This is a genomic window from methanotrophic endosymbiont of Bathymodiolus puteoserpentis (Logatchev), assembly GCF_900128525.1.
In the GTDB taxonomy this organism is placed as follows: Bacteria; Pseudomonadota; Gammaproteobacteria; order Methylococcales; family Methylomonadaceae; genus Methyloprofundus.
On the sequence record NZ_FQTQ01000134.1, the window covers coordinates 1 to 12,990 of the forward strand.

A 12,990-nucleotide genomic window follows, 5' to 3' on the forward strand; every position below is an offset into this window, starting at 1 on the left:
TCTGAGCGCCACTTTTTCGTGCAATTGAATTCCGTAAAAGTTGGTTTTTACACCTTAGGAAACTTATTATCACCCATAGATTTGATGTATGTCTACCATCTTATGTATTGTTGCGGACACCGTTATCCCCCTGGTGTTATGGGATAAAAAAGAAAGTCGTGATTTGCCACGTTGGGGAATGATAAAGCTGGCTGATCTGGAGCAGGGTACAACACGGACGTTATGGATGCGGCCAGCACTAAAAAAGAAAATCCAAGGTGCATTTGCACAGAGAAAACAGCAATTACAGCATTGCTTTAGAAGTTTTGGCTGTGAGCCGTTATTTATGGAGCAAGGTTATCGGGCTGAGTCAGTGAATCAATATTTTTTACAACTCGCAGGTTGACTAAGATGTGGTTTAACAGTCTTTTTATTTTTTTTATCGGCTTATTATTGAGTAGCTGTTCTGGCTCAATCAATCAACCGATTACATTCTTTGAAGTACAAACACCTCGCCCTTTTGGTTATGTGATGGGCGATGAAATAAAGCAGCGCATTATTATAGACGCTAGAGATGGTTTGGCTTTGCAAGCTAGCAGTATGCCCAGTATAGGGGAGGTTAATCGCTGGCTTAATTTGAATATGATCAACATTGAGAAAACCAAAACTCAACAAGGGTTTCATTATCAAATTGACCTAACTTATCAAATTTTTTATGCACCTTTAGCTGTTAAAATGCTTGAATTACCTGGATTTACCTTACAGTTCAGGCAATTTGGCAATACCATAGAAAAAAAGGTTCCCAGTTGGCATTTTACTGCTGCGCCCCTGCGTGAATTGGCTATTCGGAAAGACGATGGTAAAGAATATATGCGCCCAGATACGCCAGCGCCTTTCTTAGATAACACCCGCCAGCTTAATCGCCTGATAGTAAGCTTGCTTAGTGCTTTGATATTGGCGGCTTATCTGGCTTGGCTCTATGGCTTATTAACTTTTTTACCAAAATATCAGATATTCAAAAGTCCTTTACGGAAATTAGCTAAATTATCGGCTGATGACTTGACTGCTAGCTTGAATATTATGCATAAAGCGTTAAACCAGTTGAATGGCAAGCCCTTGTTTCAACATCAATTGGCAGGTTTTTATCAACGTTTCCCAAATTATCAACCGTTGCACGAAAAACTGACTTGGTTTTTTAATTGTTCTAATCAGCACTTTTTTAGTTCAGCCAGTAGAGCTAACAAAGACGAGAGTGAAAAAATTAAAGCATTGTGCCAGCACTGTCTTCAGATAGAACGAGGCAAGCGATGAATCTTGCTGTCGATTATCCTTGGGTATTGTTAGCTTTACTGATGAGCTTATTTCCCTTATTTAATAATGGTGTCACTCAGGTTCCTTATCCCTCTATAGAAATAATACCTAACGATGGATTATCAAGCTTTATCTCAGTATTGATAAAGCTTATTGCAGTTGCTGCTATTACCTTTCTCGTGCTGGCTCTGGCTGGCTTGAATCGAGGTGAACAAAGCAGAGAGCGCATTGGTTATGGCGCACATATTGTATTATTGCTGGATAGGAGTAAAAGTATGGATTATACCTATGCAGGTAAGGCACCCGATGGCAGTGAAGAATCCAAAGCCAGTGCCGCCAAACGATTATTAAGTGAATTTATTAAGCAACGCAAGCATGACCGAATCGGGGTTGCCGGATATAGTACCTCAGCGTTATTTTTTATGCCATTGACAGAAAACAAACAAGCGGCACTTGCCGCTGTTTCTGCTACTGATTTACCAGCACTCGCCTATACCAATATCAGCAAAGGGCTGGCAATGGGCTTATCTTATTTTCAACAACAAAGTTCACAAACGGGTTCACGGATTATTCTCTTGGTTTCAGATGGTGCCGCAGTGATTGACCCGGACAGTGAGGCAAAAATAAGACGCTGGGCTAAACAACTGAATATCCGACTGTATTGGATTTTTATGCGCAGCGAAAACAGTCCTGGCTTATATGAAAAACCCGAAGACCCGCGCGATGATAATGCAGGCGCGATGCCCGAACGTTATTTGCATTTGTTTTTTACCAGCTTAGGTATTCCTTATAAAGCTTATCAGGCAGAAAATCCTGATGCTGTACAAGAGGCCATTAATGACATTAACCAATTAGAAAACATGCCCTTACATTATGTAGAAAAAATACCGAAACAAGACTTGTCAAACCAGTGCTACCAGTTAGCGATGTTATTTATTAGCCTGCTATGGATATTTAAATTGGCCGAGGCAAGACCATGATAAAAGCCATTCGTCATTATACAGTCTGGCTAGCATTACTAGCTGCTTTAGCAATAGCTCTGCAAAGTATGTATTCTTTCTACCAAATAGCCAATAGTAATCAATTAATCACTCAGTTAAATCAAGGTAAAGAGTTAAAGTCTGAGCAGTTGAAAGGTAATGTGCCTGAGGTAAAGTTGGCGCGTGCTACCTATCTGAAGAAGAAACATCGGTATAAAGAAGCACAAGCTAGTTTGAGTCAAATTATTAATCAGGGCAGTCAGAAAATGCAAGCCATTACTCGCTATAATTTGGGTAACACTTATTTAACTGAGGCCGTTGAGCTGGCAGAATCTATGCAAATAAATGAAGCAAGCGCACTAGCTGCATTGGCAAAACAAGCTTATCGGCAAGCTTTAGTATTAGACAGCCATTATTGGGATGCAAAATATAATTTAGAAGTTGCGATGCGTTTATTGCCAGAAATGGATCGAATCACCATGGAAAAGGATGATCCTATCCCTGAGAAAAAAGCCAAACTCTGGGCTACCGTGCCAGGCTTTCCACGTGGTTTGCCTTAATATTATGTTGTTACAACATTTATTAAAAAACCTGAAAGATTACCGGTTTTATGGCTTAAGTCTCGCATTGCTGGCTATGTTAGCATTGTTTATTAATCCTCAAGTAATCAAACGCCAGGCTGTTTATAACTTTACCGTGATTGTTGATATAACACGCAGTATGAATGCTAAGGATTATCAGCTAAAGGATGAAGCAGTCAGCCGGCTACACTTTGTTAAACAGGCATTACGTGACCTAGTATTAACACTTCCCTGTCAATCTAAGCTGGGGCTAGGGATTTTTACGGAAAGAAAATCCACCTTATTATTTGAGCCTATCGAAGTCTGCTCATCTTATGCAGAAATTGACAGTGTGATTGATACTATTGACTGGCGGATGGCATGGGCTGCTGATAGCCGTATTGGTAAAGGGCTTGCGAATACTATTACTCAATTACAGAACCGTGGTAGCCACATTGTTTTTTTAACCGATGGACAAGAAGCACCTCCTGTGAATCCGCGCTATAAAACAGACTTTAGTGACTTAAAAGGTAAGCTAAAAGGGCTATTAGTCGGGGTAGGGGGCTTGCAAAATGTCCCCATCCCTAAATATAACAAGCAAGGTCAGCAACAAGGGTTTTATCAACAAGGTGATGTTCCGCACCGCTCAACATTTGGCATGGCTCCTACTTCATCTGTTCCCGTAGAAGGGTACAACGCGCGTAATGCGCCTTTTGGCAGTGCTAAAGTCACTGGAGACCAGCATTTAACTCGCTTGTATGAACCTTATTTACAGCAGCTTAGTAAAGAAGTTGACTGGGTTTATCATCGTCTGGAAACCAGCGAGCAATTGAGTAAGGCATTGCAAATTCCAATGTTTGCTAAACAACAGCAAGTTTTGTCTGATAGCCGCCCATATTTTGCCATTTTTACCTTAATACTATTGGGTTTAGTTTATTTTCCGCGTTTGAGCCGTGCTGGTGAAAAGAACTTGCTTGAGGAAAACTATAAGGTTTGAGTAGAATTTTTTCATACGCTGTCAGCCCTAGATGGGCTGACAGCGTATGTATTTGAAAATTAGCGTTTCAACTTACCTTGTAAAATCTTATTGACTTCGCCAGGGTTAGCTTTTCCTTGGGAAGCTTTCATGGTCTGCCCCACAAAGAAACCAAAGACTTTATCTTTACCGTTTAAGTATTGCTCCACTTGGGCGGGGTTGTCAGCGATGATTTTGTCAATAATCGCTTCGATAGCGCCGCTATCAGTAATTTGCTTTAGACCTTGGGATTCAATAATTGCATCCGCATCATCTTCGCTATTAAGCATGGCTTCAAACACTTGTTTGGCGATTTTTCCGGAGATCGTATTATCTGCAATACGTTGTAATAGTCCGGCTAAGCGTTCATAAGAGATAGGGGACTGAGCAATATCTAAGCTTTGCTTATTTAGTACACCTAATAAGTCTCCCGTTACCCAATTACTACAGGTTTTTGCGTCACAGCCAGAGGATTTAACTAAGGCTTCAAAATAATGTGCTAACTGTTTGGTACTCGATAAAATGCCTGCTGTTTCTGCATCTAATTGATATTCGGCAATAAAGCGCTGCCTTTTTATTTGAGGTAATTCAGGTAAATCGGCCCTAACTTGTGTGCGTAATTCATCACTGATAATAACAGGTAATAAATCAGGGTCAGGAAAGTAGCGGTAATCATTCGCTTCTTCCTTGCTACGCATAGAGCGAGTTTCATTTTTATCAGCATCATACAGGCGGGTTTCCTGAGTGATTTTGCCTCCGTTTTCAATAATTTCAATTTGCCGTTCGACTTCGATATTGATTGCTTTTTCGACGAACTTGAATGAATTAATGTTTTTTAATTCGGTGCGCGTGCCATATTCTTCTTGGCCTTTTGGGCGTATCGATACGTTAGCATCGCAACGGAATGAGCCTTCTTGCATATTGCCGTCGCTAATTTCTAAATATTGCACGAGTTCGTGAATTTTACGCATATAGGCAATCGCTTCTTTTGCCGAGCGCATATCTGGCTCAGAAACGATTTCTAGCAAAGGTGTGCCGGCGCGGTTTAAATCAATTCCGGTTAAGCCATGAAAATCTTCATGTAAAGATTTACCTGCATCTTCTTCTAAATGGGCGCGGGTAACGCCGATGCGTTTAGTGATGCCATCCACTTCAATATCCATATGACCTATACCGACAATAGGGTGGTCCATTTGACTGATTTGATAGCCTTTAGGTGAATCTGGATAGAAATAATTTTTCCTAGCAAAGACTGAGACATCAGCGACTTCAGCATCAATAGCAAACCCAAATTTAACCGCCATGCGCACGACCTCTTCATTGAGTACCGGTAATACCCCTGGTAGACCTAAATCAACTGCACAGGCTTGGGTGTTAGGTTCTGCGCCATAAGCGGTCGCGGCACCAGAAAAGATTTTTGATTTTGTTGCGAGTTGGGTGTGAATTTCTAACCCAATAACAGTTTCCCATTGCATAGTGATCTCCTTACTCGAAACCTTTCGGTGTTTGTTGGTGCCAGTCAGTAACTTGTTGATATTGGTGGGCGACATTAAGCAGTTTTGCTTCGTCAAAGTAGTTACCAATAATCTGTAAGCCTACGGGTTTATTATCGATAAAACCAGCGGGAACTGACATGGCAGGTAGGCCAGCTAGATTAATCGCTATTGTGTAAATATCAGCTAAGTACATTTCGATAGGGTCATCAGTTTTTTCGCCTATGCCAAAAGCAGGGGTAGGGGATACGGGGCCCATAATGACATCGACTTGTTCTAAAGCTTGTTTGAAATCATCACTGATTAAACGGCGGATTTTTTGCGCTTTAATATAGTAAGCATCGTAATAACCTTCAGATAGGGCATAAGTACCAACTAAAATACGGCGTTTGACTTCCGTGCCAAAAGCTTCACCACGTGAACGAATATATAAATCATTTAAGTCCGTAGGGTTTTCACAGCGATAACCATAACGCACACCATCAAGTCGCGAAAGGTTAGCCGAGCATTCCGCAGGGGCAATGACATAATAAGAAGGAATTGCGAGTTTTAAATTAGGCATAGACACTTCGACAATTTCTGCGCCCATTTTTCTGTATTCATTGATTGCCGTGTCAATGCTCGCTGCCATCTCGCTGTTTAAGGCTTCATCAAAAAATTCTTTAGGAAGACCAATTTTTAAGCCAGTTAGAGAGTTATTCAAGTCGGCACTGTAATCTGGCACGGCACAATCCACGCTAGTGGAATCTTGAGAGTCAAATCCGGCCATGACTTGGAGCATAAGCGCTGTATCTTCCGCTGTTTGCGCCATAGGGCCACCTTGATCTAAGCTGGAGGCATAAGCAATCATGCCGTAACGTGAGACTCGGCCATAAGTGGGTTTTAAGCCAGTAATGCCGCACAGCGCTGCAGGTTGGCGAATAGAGCCACCTGTATCGGTACCTGTTGCGCCGGGGATTAAACGCGCAGCAACGGCTGCTGCTGAGCCACCCGATGAACCACCGGGTACACAGTGGGTTGCCCAAGGGTTTTTGACCGTGCCATAAAAGCTGGTTTCATTGGAGGAGCCCATAGCAAACTCATCCATATTGAGTTTACCTAGGGAAACAGCACCAGCGGCATTGAATTTTTCTACTACAGTCGCATTATAAGGCGAGATAAAGTTATCTAGCATTTTGGAACCGCAGCTAGTTTTGACACCAAGGGTGCAAAAAATATCTTTATGTGCCATAGGTACGCCAGTTAAGAAGGGCGCATCACCGGCAGCGAGCATCGCGTCGGCTTGCTTGGCGGCAGCGATAGCCTGATGTTCAGTTACTGTAATAAAACTGTTCAGGTCTTGGTGTTGTTTAATACGTGCAAGATAGGATTCAGTGAGCTCTTGACTAGAATAATCGCCTGCGCGTAAGCCTTGAGCGATTTGGGCAAGGGTTTTAGTATGCATATGTTTTACCTTATTCTATGACTTTGGGCACAAGATATAAGCCTGCTTCAACTTGCGGAGCAATGGCCTGGAAGGCTTCCCGGTTATTAGTTTCAATAACTTGGTCAGGGCGTAAACGTTGTGCCTGATCAAGGGGGTGTGCCATAGGTGTGACATCATCAGTATTAACTGCGCTCATTTGAGCAACCAGGTCTAACATGCCGGAGAGATCTTGGGCATAAGATTCGGTGTCCTGAGCATCAATGCCCAAGCGCGCTAAATACGCAATTTTATTAACATCATCTACTGTTAACGACATTTTAACTCCATTACTCGGTGGGGTTCTTAGGTAGTTTAAGCGCCTTATATAGGCTTTGTTTTAAGCTTCTATAAAGACGAATAGCGCAATATGATACTTTATATCTTGCCCAAATACCTTATTGATTGATAAAGTAGTGGAATTTTCTACGTGTTCAGGAACAAGAATTAATGTTTAATAAACTTCGTGGCCTATTTTCAAATGATTTGTCAATTGACTTAGGGACAGCTAATACACTTATTTATATGCCGGGGCAAGGAATAGTCTTAAACGAACCTTCAGTAGTCGCTATCAAAGAAGATCGGATTCGTGGATCTAAAATGATTGCTGCGGTAGGCACAGAAGCTAAGCTAATGCTGGGTCGCACACCGGGGAATATAACCGCTATTCGTCCTTTGAAAGATGGCGTGATTGCTGATTTTGCAGTAACAGAACGTATGTTGCGTGAATTTATCAAAAAAGTGCATGAGAATAAATTTTTCCGGCCTAGTCCGCGTATTTTAATTTGTGTACCTTGTGGTTCTACTCAAGTTGAGCGGCGAGCTATTCGTGAGTCGGCGGCAATGGCGGGTGCGCGTGAAGTTTATTTGATTGAAGAACCTATGTCAGCAGCAATCGGTGCGGGTATGCCGGTTGATGAAGCGCATGGTTCTATGGTTTTAGATATAGGGGGAGGGACTTCTGAAGTTGCCGTTATTTCTTTAAATGGGATTGTGTATTCGGCTTCCGTACGTATTGGTGGTGACCGTTTTGATGAGGCAATCATTAATTATGTGCGCAGAAATTACGGTACTTTAATTGGTGATGCAACGGCTGAGCGTATTAAAAAAGAAATAGGAACCGCCTATCCGGGCAGTGAGATTATGGAAATTGAGGTGAAAGGGCGTAATTTAGCAGAAGGTGTGCCGCGCGGTTTTACTTTAAATAGCAATGAAATTTTAGAAGCCTTACAAGAGCCATTATCTGGTATCGTTGGTGCAGTTAAAGTTGCTTTAGAGCAAACTCCACCTGAGCTTGGTGCGGATGTTGCAACAAGAGGTATCGTTTTAACGGGGGGTGGGGCCTTACTAAAAGATATAGACCGTCTTATTTCTGAAGAAACCGGCTTGCCTTGTTATATTGCTGATGATCCATTAACTTGTGTTGCACGCGGTGGTGGCATGGTATTGGAAATGTTGGATGAAAAAGGCTTGTCTGCTTTTTCTTTAGAGTAGAATGATATCGCTTATTAATCCAGCTTTTGAATTTTAAGGCCACTTTTCATTTTTAATGGGTGTAGGATGAGCTGAGGAACGGAGCGCATCGCTTTGAATTGATACACTTCTAAATTGAGTGGCCGTGAGTTAGTCGTTATTATAAACAGCTCAATACCATTATTTTGTTTTTAATGCTTCAGTTTTGCTAGGGTAAACACTATAAAACTTTTATTTGCCACTGGTCCCTCAATTAATACACGTTTTTTAATTGTGGTCTTATTGTCTGTTTTTTTTCTGGTCACTGAGCAGTATAGTGATAAATTAAAGCCTTTACGTCATATTCTTTCGGTCTTTGTTTATCCGATTCAATACATTGTTGATGCGCCTACACGCTTATTTAATAACGTGATTAATTCTGTTGAGGGTTATGAGCAGCTATTAAGTGAAAATAAAGTTTTAAAGCAGCAACAATTGATTAATAGTGCAAGGTTATTGAAATTTTCGGCCCTAGAAAAAGAAAATATTCGTTTACGTTCTTTATTGGATAGCTCTTTTAAACTGGGTGAACAGGTTTTGATTGCTGAATTATTATCGGTTAATCTTGCTCCTTATGAGCATGTCGTCGTGGTCAATAAAGGCAGTCGATTTGGTGTTCATGTAGGGCAGCCGGTGTTAGATGCAAATGGTATTGTTGGACAAGTACTTAAAGCCTTACCTTTGAGTTCGGAGATTATTTTAATTACCGATCCAAATCATGCGATTCCTGTACAGGTTAATCGTAATGGTCTACATACTATTGCTATTGGTAGTGGTCAGTTAAATAAATTGAATTTACCTTTTTTGCCTAATAATGCAGATATAGTTCCCGGTGATTTATTAATTACTTCTGGCTTAGGCGGTATTTTTCCTCAAGGTTACCCTGTTGCGGTTGTTGAGTCTTTTGTTGAGCAACCTGATAAACCTTTTGCGGTTATACAAGCGAGACCAACGGCGGCATTGAACACGAGTCGTGAATTATTGATTGTTTGGAGTAATAGTCAGGTTATTCCTTTAAATAATCCGCTTAGTGAGCAAGTGCATGGCCAAGATTAAATTACCGCTATTGATTGCTTATTGGCTCACCGTTGTTGTTGCTATGGCATTGAATATTACTCCATGGAAGGGGGCTTTTTTGATGGCATCCCCTGATTGGGTGCTTTTAATTTTGATTTATTGGGCACTTGCCGCACCAGAGACAGCGAGTGTTGGTAAGGCATGGATAGTTGGCTTATTAGTCGATGTGCTGACTGGGCAATTACTGGGGCAGTATGCATTAGCTTATGCTGCGAGCATTTTTCTTAGTGTCAAACAGCATAAGCGTATAAGGCACTACCTTATTATTCAACAGAGCTTGGTTGTTTTTATGCTCTTGTTGTTTGCCCGAGTATTGATTTTTTGGATTGAAAATATTAATCATCAACCGGTGCCCATAAATTTCTGGTTGCCGGTTTTAACGGGGGCTGTCGTCTGGCCTGTTGTCAGTCTATTATTGCGTAACATACGCATTGTCTAAGAAATTTAGTGCATAGCACGGTTAAAGTGTACAGAGCTGTCCTATTCTTACATCAATAACAATGAATAATACCCTAGCCGGGCTTCTCAGGCACGCTAGAAAATCAGTTGTATAGCGCGCTATACGCCTACTTTCGGGTATTATTAACCCCGCTCCTAAGGTATTTAATTATTATGCGCCGTTATCAGGTCATTAAAGATCGATTCTTAGAAAATCGCATTTTCTTAAGTCGTACAGTCATTCTCTTTGCCTTTATGTTGCTGTTAGTTGCAGGTTTAGTGAGTCGCCTAGTTTATTTACAAGTGCTAGGTCATAAGCGTTATCATAATATGGCAACGAATAATCGGATTAAAGTAACCTCAATACCGCCTACTCGAGGGATTATTTATGATAAGCATGGGCGTATTCTTGCGGAAAACTTAGCCTCTTATAGTTTAGAACTCATTCCAGATCAAGTCACTGATATGGAAGAGACCTTGCAGCGTTTACAGTTGGCTTTGAGTATTCCACCGGAAAAAATTGCGGCCTTTAACAAGCAGAGGAAGCACTATAAGCACTTTGATAGTATTCCTTTGCTGTTGCAGCTTGATAAGACCGAAGTGGCTAAATTTGCAGTTTTGCGGCATACCTTTCCAGGGGTTGATATTCATGCTCGCTTACTGCGTCATTACCCTTATGCTGAATTAACAGCGCACCTTGTGGGTTATGTTGGGCGTATTAACGAAAGAGAGCTAAAAACATTACCTGAGGCAGAATATCGTGCTATGCATACCATTGGCAAAACAGGTATAGAGCGCGCTTATGAAGATGTTTTGCGCGGGCATGCTGGTTATGCTGAGTTAGAAACAAATGCTCAAGGTAAGCCTATTAGTGAGCTAGGCAGAATTGATTCTATACCCGGTGCAGATATTTATTTAACGATAGACATGGACTTACAACGCACGGCTTATGATGCGTTAGCTGACTATAATGGTGCTGTCGTGGCGCTTGATTTGGATACCGGAGGTGTTTTAGTTCAGGTAAGTAAGGCGAGTTTTGATCCCAATTTATTTGTCACGGGTATTAGTTATAAAGATTATGATAGGCTGAATAATTCTAAGAATAAACCACTCTTTGATCGTGTCTTACGAGGGCAATATCCACCCGGTTCAACATTAAAACCATTTATTGGTTTGGCAGGCTTGGAGTATGGTGTTGCAAGTATGCAGCAAACTTTATTTTGTCCTGGGTATTACCGATTACCGAACAAAGACCATAAATATCGCGATTGGAAAAAATGGGGGCATGGTAAAGTCAATTTAGATGATGCTATTACGCAATCCTGTGATGTGTACTTTTATGATTTGTCGCTTGCTTTAGGGATCGATAAAATATCTACTTTTTTGCATAAATTTGGTTTCGGGCAAAAAACGGGTATTGATTTGAAAGGTGAAAAATCAGGCTTATTGCCTTCAAGGGAGTGGAAACGTATTCATCGAGAGCAGGTATGGTATCCAGGTGAGACATTAATTACTGGGATTGGGCAAGGATTTACGCAAGTGACTCCTTTACAATTAGCACGTGCAACAGGAACTTTAGCTAAGCAAGGGAATATTATTACACCTTACTTAGCCGAACGAATTATCTATGAAAATCGTGCAGCTGAGGTGGAGCATCCTATACAAAAGCAGATTGAATTAAAGTTCGGAAATGTTCAGGATATTATTAATGCTATGGTGCATGTAGTGCACTCGCCTAGAGGGACAGCAAAGCGAATAGCAAAAGGCATTGATTATCAGATTGCAGGTAAAACAGGAACAGCACAAGTTTACACCGTTAAGCAAGATGAGGAATATGATGAGGCAGAGATTAAATTCAATATGCGTGATCATGCTTTATTTATTGCTTTTGCCCCCGCAGATAACCCTAAAATTGCTGTGGCGGTGATAGCTGAGCATGGTAGTCACGGTAGTTCTATTGCTGCACCTATTGCGGCCAAGGTAATCAAAGAGTATTTAGGTATGGAAAATAAACAATGAAAGTGGAATTAAGAGCTGAACAGTTTAAAGAGCATTCTTTAATTGGCGGTTTGTTGCGTCAGTTACATGTAGACATTCCTCTATTAATTGGTTTATTCTTGTTGTTACTTATGAGTTTTATGATGCTGTATAGCACAGGTAATAAAGAAACTGCTTTGCTGATACGCCAAGCTGCGCGTATGGGGATTGCTGGGATTCTAATGATTGTGTTAGCGCATGTTAATCCACGCCAATTTCAGCGTTATTCAATACCATTGTATAGCTTAGGTGTGGTTTTATTGCTCGCTGTTTTACTGGTCGGTGATGTGGGTAAGGGGGCGCAGCGTTGGCTGGACTTGGGTTTATTTCGTTTCCAGCCCTCAGAAATGATTAAGATTACTACGCCAATGATGGTCGCGTGGTATTTAGCTGGGCATGATATACCGCCAAAATGGCGGCACATAGGCGTAGCTACGCTTTTTATTTTAATTCCTACGCTATTAATTGTACGTCAGCCGGATTTAGGGACATCTCTATTAGTGGCGAGTTCAGGTGCTTCTGTTTTGTATTTTGCCGGACTTTCTTGGCGGTTTTTACTGGTGACAATTTTAGGTTTAAGTGCGTTAGCGCCTCTTTATTGGCAGTTTTTTATGCGTGAGTACCAGAAAGATCGTGTATTGACCTTTTTGAATCCAGAAGCTGACCCTATGGGAAAGGGCTATCATATTATTCAATCTAAGATTGCTATAGGCTCGGGTGGTCCTTATGGAAAGGGATGGCAGGGTAATACGCAGTCCCAATTAGATTTTTTACCCGAAAGTTCAACCGATTTTATTTTTGCTGTTTTTGCGGAAGAATTTGGTTTGGTAGGTTGTCTAGGGCTACTTGCTATCTATTTATTTATTATTGCCCGCGGTTTGTATATTGCTGTGCAAGCGCAGGATACTTATAGCCGTTTGCTTGCAGGTAGTTTAGTCTGTACGTTTTTTGTGTATGTGTTTGTCAATATTGGGATGGTTATCGGAATTTTGCCGGTGGTCGGAGTGCCTTTACCTTTGATTAGCTATGGTGGGACGTCAATGGTTACCTTGCTGGCAGGTTTTGGTATTTTGATGTCCATTCATACACATAAGAAGGTGTTGCCAAATTAACGCTTTAATAGACA

General features: G+C 41.3%; 13 protein-coding genes. 10 read left to right on the forward strand and 3 right to left on the reverse strand.

The features are described from left to right. Positions 1-88 precede the first annotated feature (88 nt). The 5 genes from BQ7314_RS10610 to BQ7314_RS10630 are packed head-to-tail and all read left to right on the forward strand — an operon-like array spanning position 89 to position 3,827. The gene (locus BQ7314_RS10610) at positions 89-385 is read left to right on the forward strand and encodes a hypothetical protein (protein ID WP_174483670.1); all 297 of its coding nucleotides are present in this window, start codon (positions 89-91) and stop codon (positions 383-385) included. A gap of 5 nt (positions 386-390) precedes the next feature. Continuing rightward, on the forward strand, positions 391-1,290 hold the full coding sequence (locus BQ7314_RS10615; RefSeq protein ID WP_174483671.1) for a nonribosomal peptide synthetase MxaA: 900 nt from the start codon (positions 391-393) through the stop codon (positions 1,288-1,290). Beyond that, on the forward strand, positions 1,251-2,270 hold the full coding sequence (locus BQ7314_RS10620) for a vWA domain-containing protein (protein ID WP_342590407.1): 1,020 nt from the start codon (positions 1,251-1,253) through the stop codon (positions 2,268-2,270). The genes BQ7314_RS10615 and BQ7314_RS10620 overlap by 40 nt, the downstream gene beginning before the upstream one ends. Further along, a complete protein-coding gene (locus tag BQ7314_RS10625; protein ID WP_174483672.1) occupies positions 2,267-2,830 on the forward strand; it encodes an MxaK protein in 564 nt (187 codons plus the stop codon). The genes BQ7314_RS10620 and BQ7314_RS10625 overlap by 4 nt, the downstream gene beginning before the upstream one ends. Before the next feature lie 4 nt (positions 2,831-2,834). Continuing rightward, complete coding sequence (locus BQ7314_RS10630; protein WP_174483673.1) at positions 2,835-3,827, forward strand: VWA domain-containing protein; 993 nt, start codon at positions 2,835-2,837, stop codon at positions 3,825-3,827. A 59-nt stretch (positions 3,828-3,886) separates the two neighbouring features. Here the strand turns inward: BQ7314_RS10630 and gatB are convergent, their stop codons facing one another. The 3 genes from gatB to gatC are packed head-to-tail and all read right to left on the reverse strand — an operon-like array spanning position 3,887 to position 7,080. After that, positions 3,887-5,320 (reverse strand): Asp-tRNA(Asn)/Glu-tRNA(Gln) amidotransferase subunit GatB, encoded by a 1,434-nt coding sequence (gene gatB, locus BQ7314_RS10635; protein WP_174483674.1) that lies wholly within the window; start codon positions 5,318-5,320, stop codon positions 3,887-3,889. Between the two features lie 10 nt (positions 5,321-5,330). Continuing rightward, positions 5,331-6,782: an Asp-tRNA(Asn)/Glu-tRNA(Gln) amidotransferase subunit GatA gene (gatA, locus tag BQ7314_RS10640; RefSeq protein WP_174483675.1), complete on the reverse strand. Its 1,452-nt coding sequence runs from the start codon at positions 6,780-6,782 to the stop codon at positions 5,331-5,333. Between the two features lie 10 nt (positions 6,783-6,792). Further along, positions 6,793-7,080 carry an Asp-tRNA(Asn)/Glu-tRNA(Gln) amidotransferase subunit GatC gene (gene gatC / locus BQ7314_RS10645; RefSeq protein WP_174483676.1) on the reverse strand — a complete coding sequence of 96 codons (288 nt, stop codon included), beginning with the start codon at positions 7,078-7,080 and terminating at the stop codon, positions 6,793-6,795. 170 nt (positions 7,081-7,250) lie between these two features. Between gatC and BQ7314_RS10650 the strand changes: the two genes are divergently transcribed. The 5 genes from BQ7314_RS10650 (at position 7,251) to rodA (ending at position 12,976) form a co-directional block, all read left to right on the forward strand. After that, entirely contained in the window at positions 7,251-8,294 is a 1,044-nt protein-coding gene (locus BQ7314_RS10650; protein WP_090715689.1) for a rod shape-determining protein, read from the forward strand. A 201-nt stretch (positions 8,295-8,495) separates the two neighbouring features. Next, positions 8,496-9,368 (forward strand): rod shape-determining protein MreC, encoded by an 873-nt coding sequence (gene mreC / locus BQ7314_RS10655; protein ID WP_174483752.1) that lies wholly within the window; start codon positions 8,496-8,498, stop codon positions 9,366-9,368. After that, positions 9,355-9,828: a rod shape-determining protein MreD gene (mreD, locus tag BQ7314_RS10660; RefSeq protein ID WP_174483677.1), complete on the forward strand. Its 474-nt coding sequence runs from the start codon at positions 9,355-9,357 to the stop codon at positions 9,826-9,828. Before mreC ends, mreD begins: the two co-directional genes overlap by 14 nt. 173 nt (positions 9,829-10,001) lie before the next feature. Continuing rightward, entirely contained in the window at positions 10,002-11,846 is a 1,845-nt protein-coding gene (mrdA, locus tag BQ7314_RS10665; protein ID WP_174483678.1) for a penicillin-binding protein 2, read from the forward strand. Continuing rightward, entirely contained in the window at positions 11,843-12,976 is a 1,134-nt protein-coding gene (rodA, locus tag BQ7314_RS10670) for a rod shape-determining protein RodA (RefSeq protein ID WP_174483679.1), read from the forward strand. The genes mrdA and rodA overlap by 4 nt, the downstream gene beginning before the upstream one ends. Positions 12,977-12,990 lie beyond the last annotated feature (14 nt).